This window comes from Paenibacillus intestini (genome assembly GCF_030803945.1).
GTDB lineage: Bacteria > Bacillota > Bacilli > Paenibacillales > Paenibacillaceae > Paenibacillus > Paenibacillus polysaccharolyticus.
Window position 1 is genome coordinate 302,957 of sequence record NZ_JAURUN010000001.1, and the last position, 17,681, is coordinate 320,637.

Here is a 17,681-nt window from a genome sequence, read left to right on the forward strand (position 1 = left end):
AAGAATGCCAGAGTTACCGGAAATGGAAAATTACAGGATGTTATTGTCCAAGCATATACTTGATTTACCGATAACAGGGGTAGTTGTGAACCGTGAAAAGACGATCAATACGACTGCTGATGTGTTCATAGATGAGTTAACAGGCAATCGGATTATATTTGTGGAACGGCGCGCTAAACATCTGATCTTTCACCTTGCAAACGGCAAACGTCTTGTGTTGCATCTTATGCTGGGTGGCATGTTGTTCTGGGGGACAGAGAACGATCGTCCTGACCGCACCACACAGGTAGAGATTCAATTCGGAGAACATATTCTGTTCTTCATCGGTTTGCGTCTTGGGTATTTGCATCTGATGACTTCCAAGGAGACAGAAGAAGCGATGTCCGATTTAGGTCCAGAACCTCTGGATCGAAGAATGAATAAGGAACGTTTTGCTGGACTGCTTAAAGGTCGCCGGGGAACACTCAAAACAACCTTGGTAAATCAACATATTATCGCTGGCATCGGCAACTGTTATTCAGATGAAATCGCCTTCGCTGCGGGACTTAGACCAAGCTCAAAAACGCAGAACATTGCAAACTCGACTGAACTGACAGAGCGACTGTATCACTCTATGCAATCGGTGTTACGTGAGGCTGCGCACGAGGGCGGTTATATGGAAATGCCGCTAATGCAGGGTGACAACAAAACAGGAAAGTTTGACGAGCAGTGCCGGGTCTATGACCGGGAGGGTGAAACTTGTCCTCGCTGCGGGGGAACCATTGAACGAGTTGAAATTACGGGCAAAAAGGCATTTTTCTGTCCGCAATGTCAGCATGAGGCCTAAAACCGGCATCGGCGCACATGTAAGCACTAAAGGTGGATTTTTACAGGCGGCTAAGAGAGCATATGAGATGGGAGCGACGGCTTTTCAGTATTTTCCGAAAAATCCGCGCAGTCTTAGCCTGAAAAGTCTTGATCAAAAAGATGCTACATTGTGCAGGGACTGGTGTGAAGAACATGGTATGGCATCCATTGCTCACTCACCTTATCCTACGAATCCGGCACTAGGTATGACCCGTGGAGAGGCGGGGTTTCATGCTATTGTTTCATCGATTCGCAATGATCTTGAGATTTCTAATGCATGTGGTTCGGTTGGAACGGTTGTTCATTTTGGCCATATACAGACGAAAGATCCGCTAGAGGGATATCGTAATTTGATTCACTGTCTGGACACCGCGCTGGAAGGGTGGCAAGGCGAATCCAAAATTTTGCTTGAAAATCAGGCAGGGGATCATGGACCCATGGGGACAACGATGGAGGAAATGATCCAGATTCGCAAGCTGAGTCGATTCCCTGAGCATATTGCATTTTGTTTCGACACATGTCATGCTTTTGCTTCAGGGATGTGGAAGGCTGGAGATGAGAACATTTTGTTGGAAAAAGGCAGGCAGCTGGAATATTGGGATGACCTGGCGGCTGTTCATTTTAATGATTCCAAATATGCATCCGGTCTGAACAAAGACAGACATGCGAGAATTGGTCATGGACATATGGGCTATGAATCAATGAAGAAACTGTTGCAATCACCCCATATTAAGCAGGCGGTAGTTGTAATGGAGACGGAAACAGGAGAAGACGGAACGCACAGTGACGATATACAGCTCATGCGTTCGTGGTTATAAGTGGGGAGGTGCGAGACGATGAATGTTTTTCTGGATGACTATCGTTCTTGTCCAAAAGGGTTTGTTCTGGCTACCAATGCTGAGGAATGCCTCTTGTTATTGCGAGATGGCGAAGTAGACATTCTATCGCTGGACTATGAACTTGGGCCGGATTCGATGAATGGCGGTGAAGTAGCTGCAGCGATTGTACGGGAAGGGCTCTATCCGCGTGAGATCTATTTACATACGTCGAGTATGTACGGAAAACGCCAGATGTACGAGAGGTTGTATAGCAACAAACCTGATTCCGTTATAATTCATAACGGTCCGATGACAGGTGAAGTCATGTTGCGAGTGGCTGCGGAGGCTGAAAAGTTATGAAGCCGATTACGTCTAAAATGGTAATGCGCGGTGTATGGGAAGGGTTGCCTCAAGCGGTATTTATCTATACTCCGTTATGCGGAACGTGTGCAGCGGCACGTCGTATGCTGGAGGTCGCTGAGCATATGTTGCCAGAGGGTGTTTTATATGAGATGAATATTCATGATATTCCGGAGCTTGTGCAGCAGTTTCAGATTTCGAGTGTACCGGCTTTAATGTTGTTTGATGGTGAGCAAGATGTACCCAGGATGGTCTATCGGATGAACTCGGTTGAGCATCTGCTCAATGAGATTCGGAAGGCGGTGCTAAAATGAGTGTTGTAGTGATGGAGAACATTTCGCTTCGTCGCGAAGAAAATCAGATACTTGATGACGTTCATTTACGCATTGAACCAGGCGAACATTGGGTCATCCTGGGGCGTAATGGATCAGGTAAAACTACACTGCTGGAAATGATGAATGGATATATGTTTCCTAGTTCGGGACGCATTGAAGTGCTCGGTAATGTGTACGGGCAATGCGATGTCCGGGAGGTTCGCAAAGAGATCGGTTATATCAGCCAAACATTGATTGAAAAATTGACCTTACGTGATCCGGTATGGGAGGTTGTCGCTACAGGAGCCTATGCCTTTTTACGCTTTTATCAGACGATTCCAGATGAAATGAAAACAAAGGCGATGCAGCTGCTGGAGGAGATGGGTTTCGCAAAACTGGCAAATCAACCGCTGGGAACGTTATCCCAGGGAGAACGCAAAAAAGTCATGTTGGCACGTTCGTTAATGGCTGAACCAAAGCTGCTTATTATGGACGAGCCTTGTGCTGGCCTTGATCTGTATGAACGTGAGAAGATGCTGATTGAGATTGATCGTCTGCGCCAGCGGAATATGACGGTGGTGTACGTCACCCATCATGTGGAAGAGATCGTGCCGTTGTTTACTCATGTCGCATTGATCCGTGATGGACGCATTGCTGCGGCGGGGCCAAAACATGAGATTTTAACAGAAGATACAATTAAGCATACGTATGATATTCCGGTGGAAGTTCAGTGGCATGAGGATCGTCCATGGATACACGTACGTTCTGGAGGGTAACACAAGTTGAGTACACAATCGCTTTCGGGAGAAACAGACTTTTCCCGTTTTATATGCACGGCCAATCACGGCTTTGCACCTTATGCGCAGGAGGAGCTGCGCCGTACTTTTGGAGCAGTGAAGAGCACGGTGCTGGTTCCAGGTGAGATTCTACTGGCTGGTTTACCAGTTGCAGAGGAAGAAGTCTCGATTAGACTTCTGCAAGAGTCTCCGACGTTTTTACGTCACATCCAGCCTGTTCAATTTCAAGAGAATACAGAGGATACGGAGCAGTCTCTGGAGAAATTGATTGCATTTATCCTGAACCATAAGGAATTGTCTGGGGCAAAAGTAGTCATGCAAACTCGCAAAACGGAGAGTTCTTTTTGGGGCGAAAACGCAGCTTCATTGAAACAAATGCTGACGGAAAAACTGGGTGATCTGGGCTGTGAATGGGTTATTCGGGATGCGGAATATGTCATTTCGGTATTTGCTGCTAAAGATATGTTATATGCAGGTGTATCCAGACCCGAACAGAATCTGTCCGACTGGAGTGGTGGAGCGATCCGTTTTCAGAAGGAAGAAGGACAAATCTCTCGAGCCAAGTTTAAGTTGCTTGAAGCGGAGCAAACGTTTGGTATTGATTTTACTTCGTTTCACAAGGCACTTGATATTGGCGCAGCACCTGGGGGATGGACATCATTTCTGCTTGAGCGCGGGCTTGAGGTAACAGCAGTAGACCCGGCAAAGATGGATGCAACCTTGCTCGCTTCGCCTAAATTGACGTTTTTGAAAAAAAATGCAGGCGATGTGCGTTTCCGCGAAGGTGAATTCGATCTGCTTGTATGTGATATGAGCTGGAGTCCGAAGCTGATGAGCAGACTGGTATCTGACCTTCTGTATAGTCTCCAATCCGGTGGGACAGCCATTGTTACGGTGAAATTGCTTCACAAGAAACCACTTGCGCTTATAAAAGAAGTGATCGATACGTTTGAGCGTTCACGGATGCAGATTCAGCGTTCAAAGCAGCTGTTTCATAATCGTGAAGAGATCACATTATATATGATTAAATACTAAGTCATTTAACTTATAAAATATTCTGCTTTACAACGGTTGATTATGTGTACTATAATGATACCAATATTAACCATAAAAACAATAAATTTGAGGGAAAGCATCCCGAAGTGAGCATGACTGGAATTCCAGTGTGCTCATTATCGGTGAAGCTTTCCCTTTTTATGTTGTTTGGAAGGAGGTAGACCTATGAGACATCCGGCGAGGCTGGAACGCGGGAGCCTGCTGGGAGGAAGATATCGTATCCTATCGATTCTTGGTTCAGGAGGAATGAGCCATGTGTATGAGGCAGAGGATTTGAAGCTGCCAGGGAAGATCTGGGCTGTGAAGGAAAGTGTCACGAAGCTGCCCTATGAAGGCAGTATGGAGAGAGAAGCGGCTCTGTTGACATCACTTCGGCATCCGAGACTTCCGCAGATTGTTGATTTTTTTGCTCCCGACGATGACGGTTATACGTACCTTGTCATGGAATATATTGAAGGGTTAACGCTGAGCGACTACTTCAAACAGTGCCGGGGTAAAATTCCGGTGGAACAGTTGATGGAATTTGTACTTCAATTACTGGATGTTCTAAGTTATTTGCATAACTTGGATCCTCCTGTCATTTACCGAGACCTGAAGCCGTCCAACATTATGATTACACCAGAGCATGAAGTGCGCTTGATTGATTTTGGCATTGCCCGCAGTTATAAGACGCATCTTGCTGAAGATACGGTTAAACTCGGGACTGCCGGATTTGCGGCACCAGAACAATATGGTTCCGGACAAACGGATGCCCGTTCAGATCTATATAGTCTTGGAGCCCTGATGCTGTATCTAATGACGAGTGGAGCTTACACTGAATGGATTCAAGGCGTAGAAAGTTCTATACGGAGTGATGTCCCGCGAACATACGCCCCTGTTGTCAGACGATTGCTACGATATGACGTGAATGAAAGGTTTCAAACGGCGAATGAGGTGAGGAAGGAGCTGCTTCGAATACCGGGAATGATGTCCTCGCCTGTAGATCAACAGCCAATGCTTGGCGGGGGCACGAGAGTGATTGCTCTTACCGGGGTTTCAGCTGGTGCTGGTGTTACTCATACAGCGATAGCGATCAGCCATTATCTGGAGAGGCAGAATTTTAAGGTCGCGGTGATCGAAATGTCACCTCGCTCTCAATCATTTACACGTATCCAGCACATTGCGTTAGGTGGTAAACCTGTAGCATCAAGCAGGCAGTTTGCGGTGGATGGCGTGCATTATTGGAAGCAGTCTGGCCGGGCCGATATTTTATCCCTGCTGGGCGGCAGCTATCAATTTATTGTGATGGATCTAGGAAGCGGACAGGATCAGAATCGATTAGAGGAGCTTTTGCGTGCAGATCTGCCTATCATTATTGGTTCTGGTGCAGAATGGAAACAAGCGGAGATTGGAGCTTTTGTACGCACGCATTATCGCTTTCCCCGGGAGAAATGGATATACTGCCTTCCGCTCGCCGCAACAGACGCAGTGGAGCGTGTACGTGAAACACTGGATACATCCCACGTATACGGTTTACCACTGCAGCTGGACCCATTTGACAAGGATGTTCATATGGATAAGGTATTCTCACAAATTCTAGGGCATTTAATGGTACGGCAGCCCCCAAAACGTTCATTTTTTTCACTTAAAAAGTACATGAGTAGAGGAGATTAGGAAAGGAGAGCCTCTTTTGTCCAAATTAAGAAAACAAAGTCGTCAACTGATTTATGCAGGACTGATTGGAGCAGGAGCTGTCGGTATGATTTTTGGAAGTTATGTGGTATATCAGCTGAGCACCAAAGAGGATGTCAGATCAGCTATGGAGGCCCGTTATCTGTCAGCATATGAGGAGAAAGAAGCGGAATTGTTGCAGCAGTGGAATTCTGGTGCCCGAGGGTGGGTAACCATCAGGGATATCGAAGCGGGAGAACTTATCTCACCAGAGGATCTGAAACTGATTGCGATACCGGACGCTCAGGCTCCACGCAATCTATGGTCTAGTTCGCAGAAGCTGGAAGGGCATTCAGCTAAAATTGAGCTTAAAAAAGGAACGGCGATTACAACGGAGATGGTATATGAGGGGACACCTGCATCAGCTGATTTAAGAAATCGCGAGTTGCAAGTGGTATTGCTACCATCTTCGCTAGCCAAAGGAGACATGATCGACGTACGTATTCAGTTTCCTACAGGTCAAGACTACATTCTCTTGTCCAAGAAAAAGGTGGAACGGTTAAACGCAGCAACACTATGGATTACGATGACAGAAGAAGAAATTTTGTCGTTGTCCAGTGCAATCGTGGATGCCTATTTACATAAAGCTTCAATCTACGCTCTAACCTATGTAGAACCACAATTTCAGACAGCAGCTATTCCGACATATCCAGCCAATTCCGAAGTGTTAAAGCTACTGGAGAGTGATCCCAACATCGTTCGTCATGCCGAGCAGGAATTAACGAGACAAGTTCGAAGTTCACTCGAAAGTTCGCTCGCTGCCTCCATGTCAGCCCCATCTAACGGTGTCGAACAAGATGTGGCACAATCTTCTGTTACGTATAATAAAAGGCCAACAGTTCAAGATTCATCTGAGCATCAAGGAACGATCTGGAACGACGGATCAGGCAATAGGGGAACAGATCACACGGGAGAGGCACCGGACGTTATTGAATCTTCAACTTTGAACGAGCAACAGCAATTGCTGACGGGAAATGAGTAATTTGCATTAAATCATTAATTCTTATAACAATATTAAATTGAGATTGAGGGGCGCTGATCAGTGCACATTTGGATTTTTGCAGGTTTATGTGAGAAAAATGATCTGATGTTATATCTGAGTAAAATACTTGCTTCAACAGGTAAGCGAGTTCTCTTAGTGGACGGTACGTTGCAACAAAAATATGGATACAGTGTTGGAGATCATCAGCAATTATTACGAGTTGTGGAATTTGAGGGATTTGATATTGCATGTCATTTTGTTACTTCAATGGCGGTAGAACAGCATTTGCAGATCAACGGTGAGAGCCTGGATGGTTATGATTATGTGTTATATGACATCGAGACCTTGCACTTTGCTTCACGTCATTTATGGCTTACCGCAGAAGTTCGCGTCTGGGTGAGCGATTATGAACGATATAATCTGGAACGAGGGAAAGGGTGGCTGGAAAAGTTATTCAACGAGCATGAGCTTCCTGAAGAACTGGCTTTCCAACGAATGCTGATTAATGGAGTGGATTGTAGACTTGAAGCCCATTATCTGTGGGCCTACCTTGAGGGTGGCCCCTTTCGTTGGACTGGAGAGTCCCTGATCCTTCCGTGGGATGAATTGAGTGCTGCGGTCAAGCTTGAAAATGAACATTATCACCGTGTGAATCTCGGCCCACTGTCCAGAAATTACAAAAAATCCTTATGTCGTGTTGTGGAACAACTGACCGGGTGGGAGAGCGTTCGCAGCCGCCGTGCGATCAAAGAAGCGGGGAGGATGAGGGCATGAGTACGATTGCTTTTTGGAGTCCATTTGCTGAAACGGGATGTTCCTCAAGTGCATTAATGAGTGCCTATGCGACAGCATTCCAGTATAGAGCCAGAGTATTGCTTGTCAACACAGGTCCAGCAAATTATGGTGTAGAATCAGGCATATTTCAGGATGAGAAGAGTTCAGCCGATGTCTCGTATTCTTTTGAAGAAAATGGTTGGGATGCTGTCGAACGTCTGTTTATTAGTGGTAGCCTTAACAAGCACAACCTGAAAGATTACACCAAACCGCTGTTGAAAGAGCAGCTTGATCTACTGACTGGGAGCGTGTATAGAAATGAGCGCTCTGTGAGTGAAAAAGGGGAGTTGTTAAAAAAACTGCTGGAGACTGCTAATCAATGTTATGATCTTGTGCTTCTGGATGCAGGGCAATCTAATGTTGATTCACAGCTTATCGTGCAGCAGGCTGATTATGTTGTCGTTGTTCTGAATCAGAATATGAGGCATCTGGAACACTTTTTCGAAGAGATCCTGCCTGAACAAATAACGGAACGGAAGCTACATGTACTTATCAATAAATATGATTCACACTCTCGTGCTACACTCTCCAATATAAAGCGTGGTTTTAGATACAAGGGAAGTCTTTCCGCAGTCCCATATACGACCGGGTATCTGGATGCGATCAACCGCAGAGATGTCGCCAGATACTTGCAACTTGAGAGTCTGACTGAGAAAAAACAAGTTCAAAAAGGGAGTTTTGCCTTAGCTATGGCTGAACTCGCTCGCCTGATTATGGATGGTACGGGCATGCGTACTGTGCTGAAGAGGCTGGAAAGGGGAGCCTGAATCTCTAGTGGTCTGGAATGCGATATTCATCACAATGATTCTAATTACAGGTATGTGGTATGTATGGTTCAAGTATCGAGCCTATATGCGGGAAAAAAATGAACGTATACCTGAGCAGGAGTACTTTACGTTTGAGACATTGATTGAACAAGTAAAAAATTCATTGCATGAAATAAGCCATAGCCAACTTGCCGATGCCGGTTTACATGAAGAAGAGTATCGCCGTAGAATCAATCAACGAGCTGAGATGAGAAAGGCGCTCAAAAGCTGTGTATCAGGAAGCATCAGTGACAAGACGTATGTCAAAAACCTGATTAGTGACTTGTTGACACGAAGTATTGGTTTGAATAAATCCAACGTCGACGAAGTGATGATGTTTGCTGAACCAGAACGATTAAGCGTGCAAGACCGCTTCGAGATCATCTTTTATTTATACCGTGAGCAATTTGGGGTAGATGCTCTTTCCAGAATGATTGATACCTATGATTTAGGTAAACTTAGGCAGGAACATGGCTCAGAAGATGGCGGAAGTTACTATATTTCCGATCAAGATATCCAGCATGTTTTTGATTGTGAATACCGGGAATTGGGATTTAGAGAAAAGGTAGAAATTATCGTGCAGCGTATATATCAAAATTATAAAGGATTCTCGGTAGTAGATGAAATCAGGGATCAACGGATCGATGGTGTCAGCGGAGGGGTAAGCGGGGCTCTTGAAATACTGCCACATAAGGGAAATCATGTACCCGCTTCATGGAATGATCTTTTGGAACATGCTTTTGAGGATGAGCATAACGAGGAACCGCTAAGCGGGATGGAGAGTGTATGGATTTTTTATAAAGGGAAGTCTATTCATTTGTCTTTCTTAAGCTTTGGCAGTATCTGGGAGTTGAAACGAGTGTGTCAGAACATATATAAATACAATTATCCTGGTCAATTATCGGAATCAAGTGGTTATAAAGTGAATGAGATGAAAGACGGCTCACGTGTTGTCGTTGTGCGTCCTCCTTTTGCGGAATCCTGGGCATTCTTTGTTCGGAAGTTTGATATTCCCAACGCCTCCCTTGAACAATTGATTACAGGTAACAACGCACAATTACCAATAGAACTGTTGCAATATTTGATGAAAGGTAGTCGGATCACGGCAGTAACCGGTGCACAGGGCTCTGGTAAAACAACATTGCTTATGGCGATGGTGAAACATATCTATGCTTCCTATACTTTGCGTGTACAGGAGATGGCATTTGAGTTGCAATTAAGACGGATATACAGTCGCCGTAACATTCTGAGTTTTCGGGAAACGGAACATATATCGGGTCAGCAAGGACTGGATTTACAGAAAAAAACAGATGGGACAGTAAACATTCTCGGTGAGGTTGCGAGTGATGAGGTGGCTGCCTGGATGATTCAGATGTCACAGGTGGCGAGTTTGTTTACCCTGTTTACACATCACGCCAAGACATTCCGTGATCTGGTGTTTTCACTCCGGAATTCATTACTTAAAACAGGTATGTTTCAGCATGAACATATTGCCGAAGAACAGGTTGTCAGTGTCATTAACTTTGATGTTCATATGAAAAAAGATGCAGAGGGCCGCAGATATATTGAGCGGATTACTGAATGTATTCCCCACTCCCTTGAAGCAGAAAATATGAAAGAAAGTGCTGGGTTCACATTTAGAAATGTCGTAGAGTATCGCCAAGGGAAATATGTGGCTACTGCTCCGATCTCGGCTTCTAGCATCGAAGACATGCAGGAGCAGATGACGCTACCAGATGCCGAGAAGTTTGGGCGGTTTATTGGACAACACTGGGGTGAAACCTATGAGCATTAAATGGCTATTGTTGGTTGTAGTCAGTTTTTGTGTAGTTGGTTTAGTCATCACGCTGATCATTCTTCGTATGCTGAGGCAGAGAGAGTCAACCTCGATGTACGCTGCGGGGAAAATCGTGAATTTTCAAGGCAAGAAGTATAGAGATTGGGGAAGTTTCCTGTTGCAGACATATCAAGTCGGTATGAAGATACCCTTGCTTTCCTCGTATATTTTGCAAGTGCAAAAAAGAATCTCATATCGTTATGCCAGTGATGAACCAGCGCTTCGCAGAGTCACGATGACTGTTGTTCTGATTATTATGGGCGGGTACGGAAGTGTAAGTACAGTGTTGTTTTGGTTACAGCCAGGTATCGCCTTTATTCTTCTGGCTACGCTGTGTGCTATCGTGCTGAATAGTCTTGTGTTAGATATGTGCCTGAGTCGTATGGAGAAAAAACTGCTGGTGCAAATGCTAGATTTGTTCGCCGATGTAAGACATCGGTATCATCAGCATGGCATGGTTGAGGAAGCGCTCTATGAAGCGTCCGAAGCAGGTACAGGAGAAGCTGCCGAGCAGGTGAGGCTAATCTATGAAGCGTTGACTTCTCCCGACCCCAATGAAGCACTTGAACGATATTATGAAGTGGCACCCAACCGTTTTCTCAAAGGTTTTGCCGGTGTATCTTATATGGTGATGGAGTTCGGAGATAAGGATAAGGAGCAGGGCTCCATCTATCTGAAAGGTATAGGTAATCTTACTCAGGAGATACACCTGGAGATATTAAGGCGTGACAGGCTTGATTATCTGCTACAAGGGTTAAACGTGATTGCTCTTGTACCTGTACTCTTTACAGGGCCAATTGAGCGTTGGGCTCGGGTCAGTTTCCCGACGATGGATGATTTTTATCGTAGCAAACTTGGTTTTATCACTAAAATATCCATATACATTATCATCATTGTTGCTTACTTGCTATTACAGCGTCTTCAGCAATATGATGAAACCCGCTACCGTTCCGGGAAGAAACAATGCAGACTGGATCGTTTTTTGTATAAGCATATTTTTTTGCGGAGGCTGGCGATGCTTTTTGCAGCCAAACCCGGAACAACTCCTTACAATCAGATGATCAGGTTAATGAGAGAGAGCAGTACCGAGCTGAAATATGAATGGTTAGCTATTCGCAGATTATTGCTATTCGCTAGTTGTCTGGTTCTGACTGTAAGCTTGATTCTTTTGCTACATCAAGTCGAGCGTAATCACATATTGCACGATCCAATCAGGGATGACCGCATGTTTGGTGCAATGTCAGAGGCAGATTTGAAAGTTGCCCGAGAGAAGACCGCACTGGATGGAAAGGTTATGGCGTATGTTGAGATGAAGCGGGCGGCCACATACGAAGATATTTCCATCGCGCTGTTGCAGCTTACACCAGCCCAGCTTGATCATGATGCTCAGACGGCAACAATTCAGCGGATTATAGACAAGATCGAAGCATATAACAACCAATATATGCGATGGTGGGAGATTGTTTTGGCACTGCTTATAGGTATAGGGGGATATAATCTGCCCATCTGGCTTATGTTGTTCCAGCGTAAAATGCGAAGGTTGGATATGAGACATGAAATTTATCAATTTCAGACAGTCATTTCAATTTTACGAGAGATGGATCGAATGTCTGTAGAGGAGATTGTAGAATGGCTTAATCGATTCGCTGTCATTTTCAAAAGGCCACTACAAAAGTGTTTGTTGCACTTCGAACATGGGCCTGAACAAGCGCTTGAACAATTAAAAGAGGAGGTGGGTTTGCCTGAATTTCAACGTTTGATTGATAAACTGCAACTGGCTCTAGGTAAAATATCCATTCGAGAAGCTTTTGATGATTTAGAAAGCATGATGGCCTTTTATTTTGAACAGCGCAAACAGGAGTACAGCAAAATCATTGATATCAAGGCTGGATGGGGGAGGACGATCGGTTTTACACCCATGTACGCTCTGATCTTCATGTATCTTGTTATTCCGCTGGTAGGCATGAGTTTTGTACAGATGAGCATGTATTATGAACAAATCCAGAAACTGTAGTGTTTCGCTTGTACGAAGAACTGAAAAATAATCATTCATAACACTTTAGGAGGTATTTAGTATGAATAATGCATCAAGTGCTTTAAAGGTGGCAGCGGGGATATTTTTGACGATTGCTTTGATTACGATTGTAGTGTTGTTATTTATTTCGGCTCAGGAGGCAACGAAAACAGCCCAGAATAACTTTGCAGATATTCAAACCGAGCTTTCTCAGGCAGCATTTACGGTGTATGACGGAACAACCATCAGTGGATCACAAGTGACCAATGCATTACGGAAATACGCGGACAAGGACCAGTTTGGTATTCAGGTTATTACAGGTAAAAACAAAGGCGGACAGTGGTACGGTAATCAGCTCAACATCTCTCAGGACGTTAATAATGCGGACTATGGTTCTGTCATTGCACCTGATGACAAGGTAGGCAGCATTAATCAGACGATGAGTGAAAAGGACAATCAATACGTTAATCCAAGCGGTAAATTTAAAGCCATTATCGTTAAAGACCGATCCAATGTGGTTAGAGGTCTGATATTCCAGCAATCCTGACTGGAGCTGGTTGAATATGACCCGGAACACACAGCATATGATGCTGTTCTGTACGGCGGTTGTCCTTTTTGTGACAGCCTGCCTGTACGGGCAGTGGAATATCCATATTTTAAACGAAGCCTTGAATGACAGGGTGAAAACAAATGCGGCTATGGAAGGAAGAGTTCATACGACACTTCTTACAGGTGGTTTTGTCGGATACACCGGAGCTGAGGTTCTGCATACGGTGCGGCAAATGACAGGTACAGGGGTTCATGTTGAGTTAGACGGTCATGAGTATGTGATTGATCCACTTGAACATCGATCAGCTATGGTTCCGGTTGAGCTGGATGGGAATTATCGAGCTGAATATAACCGAAGTGCATCCGGTGAATTGTTAAAGCTTTCTTTTTGGAAGGAGGTACAGGGACCGTGATCAATGCAGTATCCAAATTGTTTGCGGTAATGCTTGCCGTTCTACTGCTCTATGTGTATCCTGCAGCCGAGACTGCTGAACGTCAGGATGATATTGCACGCTTGACAGCGACTCAGAGTGTCATACGATTTGTGGATGCTGTCCGCACCAAGGGATATATCTCACCTCGAATGCTCGCGGAGTTTCAAGAACAGTTAGCCCAAACGGGCAATAACTATGACATATCCATGGAACATTTACACAAAAAATATGTCCCCCAGTATTCAGATCCGATGATTCAGAGTAGCTTCACGGGTACATACGAGGTTGTTCATGATGCATACTACTTGTCACAGATTCAGGAGCGGTTATATCCGTTGTCTAGCGCATTGTCCGTCGATGATCCCGGGCGCAGATATACGCTCAATATGGGTGACTTCTTCACCGTGAGTCTTAAAAGTACCAACCGCACACCTTCCATGATGATACGAGAATGGTTACAAGGTACAGTTCAGGCTTCTGCGGTTTTTGCTTCTTATGGAGGTATGGTACTGAATGAAGATTACTGAGCTTTCTATCGTGTTTATTCTCATTTTCTTTCCGTTATTTTATATCCTCTCGTTTCATACGCAAGATGCGCAAGAGGCCAATGAACTGGCTTATCGCTACAAAACAGCGTTACAAACCGCAGTTATGGATGCTGGTGCGGTCATGCACCAGAATGAAAAACAACATGCTGAAGCAGGTTATGATTCTGCCAAGTTTGTTAAAGCGGATAAGGAACTGGCGTTGACCACCTTTACCCAAACGATGGCATTAAACATGGGCATACAGGATGACAAGGAAGCTATTCAACATATGTTTGATTATATTCCAGCGGTTGTAGTTCTGGATTATGATGGTTATTACATTTTTGCCAAGGAAACCGAGATGACTGGGGAGATGGAAAAGTCTCATAGACATGTGTGGAGTCCCAAAAAACCTTATACATATTCAGATTCAGACGGAAATAGCATTAATTTCACACTTGACGGTTATGTGTATGCTTATGATGCTGGTGCAGGGAAATGGATCGAAGGATTTCAGCAGGAGCTGGCCTCGAATTCCACGATTCCATTGTTTCAGGACTCTACAACTTTTGAACAGGTGCGGCGTAGCCGGATCGTGACCCGAATACAGGAAGAGCTTGCAGACGTAATCAATCGACATAATGAATTTGCCAGGAGAAATGGTGTCGCTTATCTATTCACGATGCCTTTAGTCTCGCAGGAAGATTGGTACAATTCGATCAATGATACGGGTATTATGGCTTTTATACAGGGGATCGCTGTAGGGGGTCAGAAGATTAACAATTATGCCATTGGTGGAGGCCGGCTAGTCAAAAAAACAGCGATCATTGGCGGGATTGATCCCGAAACAGGCATAAAATATCATTATCCTGCCACCTGTAACCCCGGTTTTCGTGCTGAAGAGGTGTTTACAACTGCAAGACAGGCAGCGGCCAGAGGTTATTTCGAATATGATTGCTTCGCGCAAGTGTCATTACTTTCAGAAAAGACTGAACCTGTGCTAGAATAGGGTTTTGGAACGTGAACTAAAAGTAATGTATATAGATAGGAGCAGTCTCATCTTATGAGTTTATTGTCAGTAGAGAACGTCAGTCACAATTTTGGAGACCGTACGTTATTTAAAAATGTTTCGTTTCGTCTGCTTGCTGGAGAACGAGTGGGTCTGGTTGGGGCTAATGGTGCCGGAAAATCAACCCTAATGAATATTCTCACCGGAAAATTGCTTAAGGATAGCGGTAAAGTGGAATGGACGCCAAAAGTTCGATATGGCTATTTGGATCAACATACGAAGTTAACACCAGGCAAGACCATTCGTGATGTGCTTAAAGATGCTTTTTTGCCGCTACTGGAACTGGAGAAGCAAATGATGGCCATTACGGATCAGATGGCTGATGCCGATCCAGACAAACTTGAGCAGTTGCTTGAAGAAATGGGAGATATTCAGGAACAGCTTGAACAGGGCGATTTTTATCTGATTGATGTGAAAGTGGAAGAAATGGCAAACGGTTTGGGATTAAATGCAATTGGCCTTGATCGGGATGTTGCAGCTCTCAGTGGTGGACAACGTACGAAAGTCCTGCTTGCAAAATTGTTGTTGGAGAAACCCACTGCCCTTTTGTTGGATGAGCCGACAAACTATCTGGATGTAGAGCATATTGAGTGGCTAACTAGATATTTGAAAGACTACCCATATGCTTTTCTATTGATTTCCCATGATACAGAGTTCATGAATGAAGTGGTTAATGTCATTTATCATCTGGAATTTGCAAAATTGACGCGTTATGCGGCCAACTATGAGAAATTTCTTGAAATGGCGGATATGCAGAAAGCACAGCATATTGATGCCTATGAGAAGCAACAGGAATACATCAAAAAGCAGGAAGATTTCATTCAACGAAACAAAGCTCGAGCTTCGACCTCTGGTCGAGCGAAAAGCCGGGAAAAACAACTTGGAAAGGTCGAGCGAATTGATCGACCAGACGAAGCAGCAAAACCAACATTTAAGTTCAAGGATGCCCGCGCAAGCAGCAAAACCGTTTTTGAAGGTATTGATTTTGAGATCGGTTATACGTATCCATTACTACCTAAGATGACCATGACGATTGAACGTGGTGAAAAGATCGCGATTGTGGGGTGTAACGGGGTAGGTAAATCAACACTGCTTAAAACAATCTTGGGTAAAATAGCGCCAATAAGCGGAAAAACGTTTCTTGGAGATTATTTGGAGACGGCATACTTTGAACAGGAAGTGCGAGCCGGGAATATTACACCGATCGATGATGTATGGAACGAGTTTTCACATCTAACGCAGAACGAGGTGCGAGGACATCTTGCACGTTGCGGGCTCAAAAATGAGCATATTACGCGTCCGCTTAACATGCTGAGCGGGGGGGAGCAAGCCAAAGTCCGTTTGTGCAAACTATTGATGCGTGAGAGCAACTGGGTCTTGTTTGATGAGCCGACAAACCATCTGGATGTAACGGCGAAGGCTGAGCTACAGCGGGCGCTGAAGGAATATAAAGGAACCGTTTTACTTGTATCGCACGAACCGGATTTTTATGAAGGCTGGGTCACCAAAACGTGGGATGTAGAAGAGTGGTCCGAAAAAGCACGATGACAAAAAAAACCGGTTGTGGTAATATAGGCTACAACTTCATATGAACACTGGGGGGGCCGCACGATGCGGCTGAGATGGAAGAATGCGATTCCGGACCCTTTGCACCTGATCTGGATCATACCAGCGTAGGGAAGTGGCGCGTTTCAGCGAAAACGATAGTAATGATTCTTAACGTAAGAACAGGATTTTATTACATCGTGATGCCAAGCGGTTCAATATCAAATAAACAGTTATAGATTTGACTATCAAACTGTTTAACAGGTATTTGTCAGACGCTTGTGATTGAACTGAACCTTTGTTTATACGCAGCCACTCCCCTACGGGAGTGGCTTTTTTGGTTTTATATTTGTCATTACTACTTCTCCAAGCCTGTAGCTGAAAGGAGCGAGAACGAGATTGCATACCTTGATGTTTGATTATGATGCTCATGAATCAGGTAAAACTTCAACAGACCAGTGGTACAAGCGGACAGATAAATCTGTACCAACCTGTGGACTAGAGCAAGACTTTTTTGAGTTACATGTGATATCTACGAATAAAGCGGAACAGTCAGTCATGTTGAAGGCAGCCAAAGATATTTGGCCTTATGTGCATTACATTCATATCCGGGAAAAGCAACTCTCGCAACAGGAATGTTTTAACTGGGCCAAATTGATGGCAGAAGCGGGTGTTCCAGCTTCCCGCATTGTAATCAACGGTGCGAACCTATATTCGTCAGGCTATTTTTATCAAGGGGTACATTGGAGCCAAGATATGCTGGAAAGGGCAAAAGTAATGGTAAAGCCGGAGAACAAGCATGATTTGAGGCTCCGGTTGGGGATATCGGTGCATTCGTTGCATGAAGCGAGAATTGCCGAAGAGTATGGCGCGGATTACCTTTTTTTCGGGCATGTGTACGCAAGTTCAAGCAAACCGGATTCTGTAGCGAGGGGATTAGATGCGTTATCGGAAGTGTGCTCCAGTGTCAAGGTGCCTGTTATTGCAATTGGGGGGATTCAGCCAGGTAACATTCGGGCCGTCAGGTCTGCGGGAGCCAGGGGTGCTGCTGTGATCTCAAGTGTGTTAAAACATGCAAACCCTGCTCATGCTGCTGCGCTTCTTAAACAGGCTGTGGAAGCGGTGAAGTGAATGTTTCTCGATCAAAAAGTTGGAAATGACGCCAACCTAATAAGATCGGAAT

18 protein-coding genes and 1 riboswitch are annotated in these 17,681 nt (G+C 44.7%); all 18 genes read left to right on the forward strand.

Annotated elements, in window-relative coordinates; all coding sequences use genetic code 11:
• The first annotated feature begins 4 nt into the window (after nucleotides 1-4).
• The 18 genes from J2T16_RS01315 (at nucleotide 5) to J2T16_RS01400 (ending at nucleotide 17,629) form a co-directional block, all read left to right on the forward strand.
• On the forward strand, nucleotides 5-826 hold the full coding sequence (locus J2T16_RS01315; RefSeq protein WP_499017560.1) for an Fpg/Nei family DNA glycosylase: 822 nt from the start codon (nucleotides 5-7) through the stop codon (nucleotides 824-826).
• Complete coding sequence (locus tag J2T16_RS01320) at nucleotides 816-1,664, forward strand: deoxyribonuclease IV (RefSeq protein WP_221789394.1); 849 nt, start codon at nucleotides 816-818, stop codon at nucleotides 1,662-1,664. The genes J2T16_RS01315 and J2T16_RS01320 overlap by 11 nt, the downstream gene beginning before the upstream one ends.
• A gap of 18 nt (nucleotides 1,665-1,682) precedes the next feature.
• Nucleotides 1,683-2,024: a cyclic-phosphate processing receiver domain-containing protein gene (locus J2T16_RS01325; RefSeq protein WP_221789395.1), complete on the forward strand. Its 342-nt coding sequence runs from the start codon at nucleotides 1,683-1,685 to the stop codon at nucleotides 2,022-2,024.
• Entirely contained in the window at nucleotides 2,021-2,338 is a 318-nt protein-coding gene (locus J2T16_RS01330) for a thioredoxin family protein (protein ID WP_145331543.1), read from the forward strand. The genes J2T16_RS01325 and J2T16_RS01330 overlap by 4 nt, the downstream gene beginning before the upstream one ends.
• On the forward strand, nucleotides 2,335-3,114 hold the full coding sequence (locus J2T16_RS01335) for an ABC transporter ATP-binding protein (protein ID WP_221789396.1): 780 nt from the start codon (nucleotides 2,335-2,337) through the stop codon (nucleotides 3,112-3,114). Before J2T16_RS01330 ends, J2T16_RS01335 begins: the two co-directional genes overlap by 4 nt.
• Nucleotides 3,115-3,120: 6 nt before the next feature.
• The gene (locus J2T16_RS01340) at nucleotides 3,121-4,170 is read left to right on the forward strand and encodes an SAM-dependent methyltransferase (RefSeq protein WP_221789397.1); all 1,050 of its coding nucleotides are present in this window, start codon (nucleotides 3,121-3,123) and stop codon (nucleotides 4,168-4,170) included.
• Nucleotides 4,171-4,356: 186 nt separating this feature from the next.
• Nucleotides 4,357-5,844 (forward strand): serine/threonine protein kinase, encoded by a 1,488-nt coding sequence (locus tag J2T16_RS01345; RefSeq protein ID WP_308721660.1) that lies wholly within the window; start codon nucleotides 4,357-4,359, stop codon nucleotides 5,842-5,844.
• Between the two features lie 16 nt (nucleotides 5,845-5,860).
• Nucleotides 5,861-6,883, forward strand: a complete 1,023-nt coding sequence (locus tag J2T16_RS01350; RefSeq protein ID WP_308721661.1) for an SAF domain-containing protein — start codon at nucleotides 5,861-5,863, stop codon at nucleotides 6,881-6,883.
• A gap of 60 nt (nucleotides 6,884-6,943) precedes the next feature.
• On the forward strand, nucleotides 6,944-7,657 hold the full coding sequence (locus J2T16_RS01355; protein WP_308721662.1) for a hypothetical protein: 714 nt from the start codon (nucleotides 6,944-6,946) through the stop codon (nucleotides 7,655-7,657).
• Nucleotides 7,654-8,484, forward strand: a complete 831-nt coding sequence (locus tag J2T16_RS01360) for a CpaE/TadZ family protein (RefSeq protein WP_308721663.1) — start codon at nucleotides 7,654-7,656, stop codon at nucleotides 8,482-8,484. Before J2T16_RS01355 ends, J2T16_RS01360 begins: the two co-directional genes overlap by 4 nt.
• A gap of 52 nt (nucleotides 8,485-8,536) precedes the next feature.
• The gene (locus J2T16_RS01365; RefSeq protein WP_499017566.1) at nucleotides 8,537-10,318 is read left to right on the forward strand and encodes a pilus assembly protein CpaF; all 1,782 of its coding nucleotides are present in this window, start codon (nucleotides 8,537-8,539) and stop codon (nucleotides 10,316-10,318) included.
• Complete coding sequence (locus J2T16_RS01370; protein ID WP_308721665.1) at nucleotides 10,308-12,374, forward strand: hypothetical protein; 2,067 nt, start codon at nucleotides 10,308-10,310, stop codon at nucleotides 12,372-12,374. Before J2T16_RS01365 ends, J2T16_RS01370 begins: the two co-directional genes overlap by 11 nt.
• A 61-nt stretch (nucleotides 12,375-12,435) precedes the next feature.
• Nucleotides 12,436-12,921 (forward strand): ABC transporter permease, encoded by a 486-nt coding sequence (locus J2T16_RS01375; RefSeq protein ID WP_090916729.1) that lies wholly within the window; start codon nucleotides 12,436-12,438, stop codon nucleotides 12,919-12,921.
• Nucleotides 12,922-12,937: 16 nt separating this feature from the next.
• Nucleotides 12,938-13,336 carry a hypothetical protein gene (locus J2T16_RS01380; protein ID WP_499017569.1) on the forward strand — a complete coding sequence of 133 codons (399 nt, stop codon included), beginning with the start codon at nucleotides 12,938-12,940 and terminating at the stop codon, nucleotides 13,334-13,336.
• Nucleotides 13,333-13,884 carry a hypothetical protein gene (locus tag J2T16_RS01385; RefSeq protein ID WP_308721666.1) on the forward strand — a complete coding sequence of 184 codons (552 nt, stop codon included), beginning with the start codon at nucleotides 13,333-13,335 and terminating at the stop codon, nucleotides 13,882-13,884. The genes J2T16_RS01380 and J2T16_RS01385 overlap by 4 nt, the downstream gene beginning before the upstream one ends.
• On the forward strand, nucleotides 13,871-14,893 hold the full coding sequence (locus J2T16_RS01390) for a hypothetical protein (RefSeq protein WP_308721667.1): 1,023 nt from the start codon (nucleotides 13,871-13,873) through the stop codon (nucleotides 14,891-14,893). Before J2T16_RS01385 ends, J2T16_RS01390 begins: the two co-directional genes overlap by 14 nt.
• A gap of 54 nt (nucleotides 14,894-14,947) precedes the next feature.
• The gene (locus tag J2T16_RS01395) at nucleotides 14,948-16,501 is read left to right on the forward strand and encodes an ABC-F family ATP-binding cassette domain-containing protein (RefSeq protein ID WP_090916720.1); all 1,554 of its coding nucleotides are present in this window, start codon (nucleotides 14,948-14,950) and stop codon (nucleotides 16,499-16,501) included.
• A 39-nt stretch (nucleotides 16,502-16,540) separates the two neighbouring features.
• Nucleotides 16,541-16,650, forward strand: a riboswitch (TPP riboswitch).
• A 259-nt stretch (nucleotides 16,651-16,909) separates the two neighbouring features.
• A complete protein-coding gene (locus J2T16_RS01400; RefSeq protein WP_499017572.1) occupies nucleotides 16,910-17,629 on the forward strand; it encodes a thiamine phosphate synthase in 720 nt (239 codons plus the stop codon).
• Nucleotides 17,630-17,681: the final 52 nt, after the last annotated feature.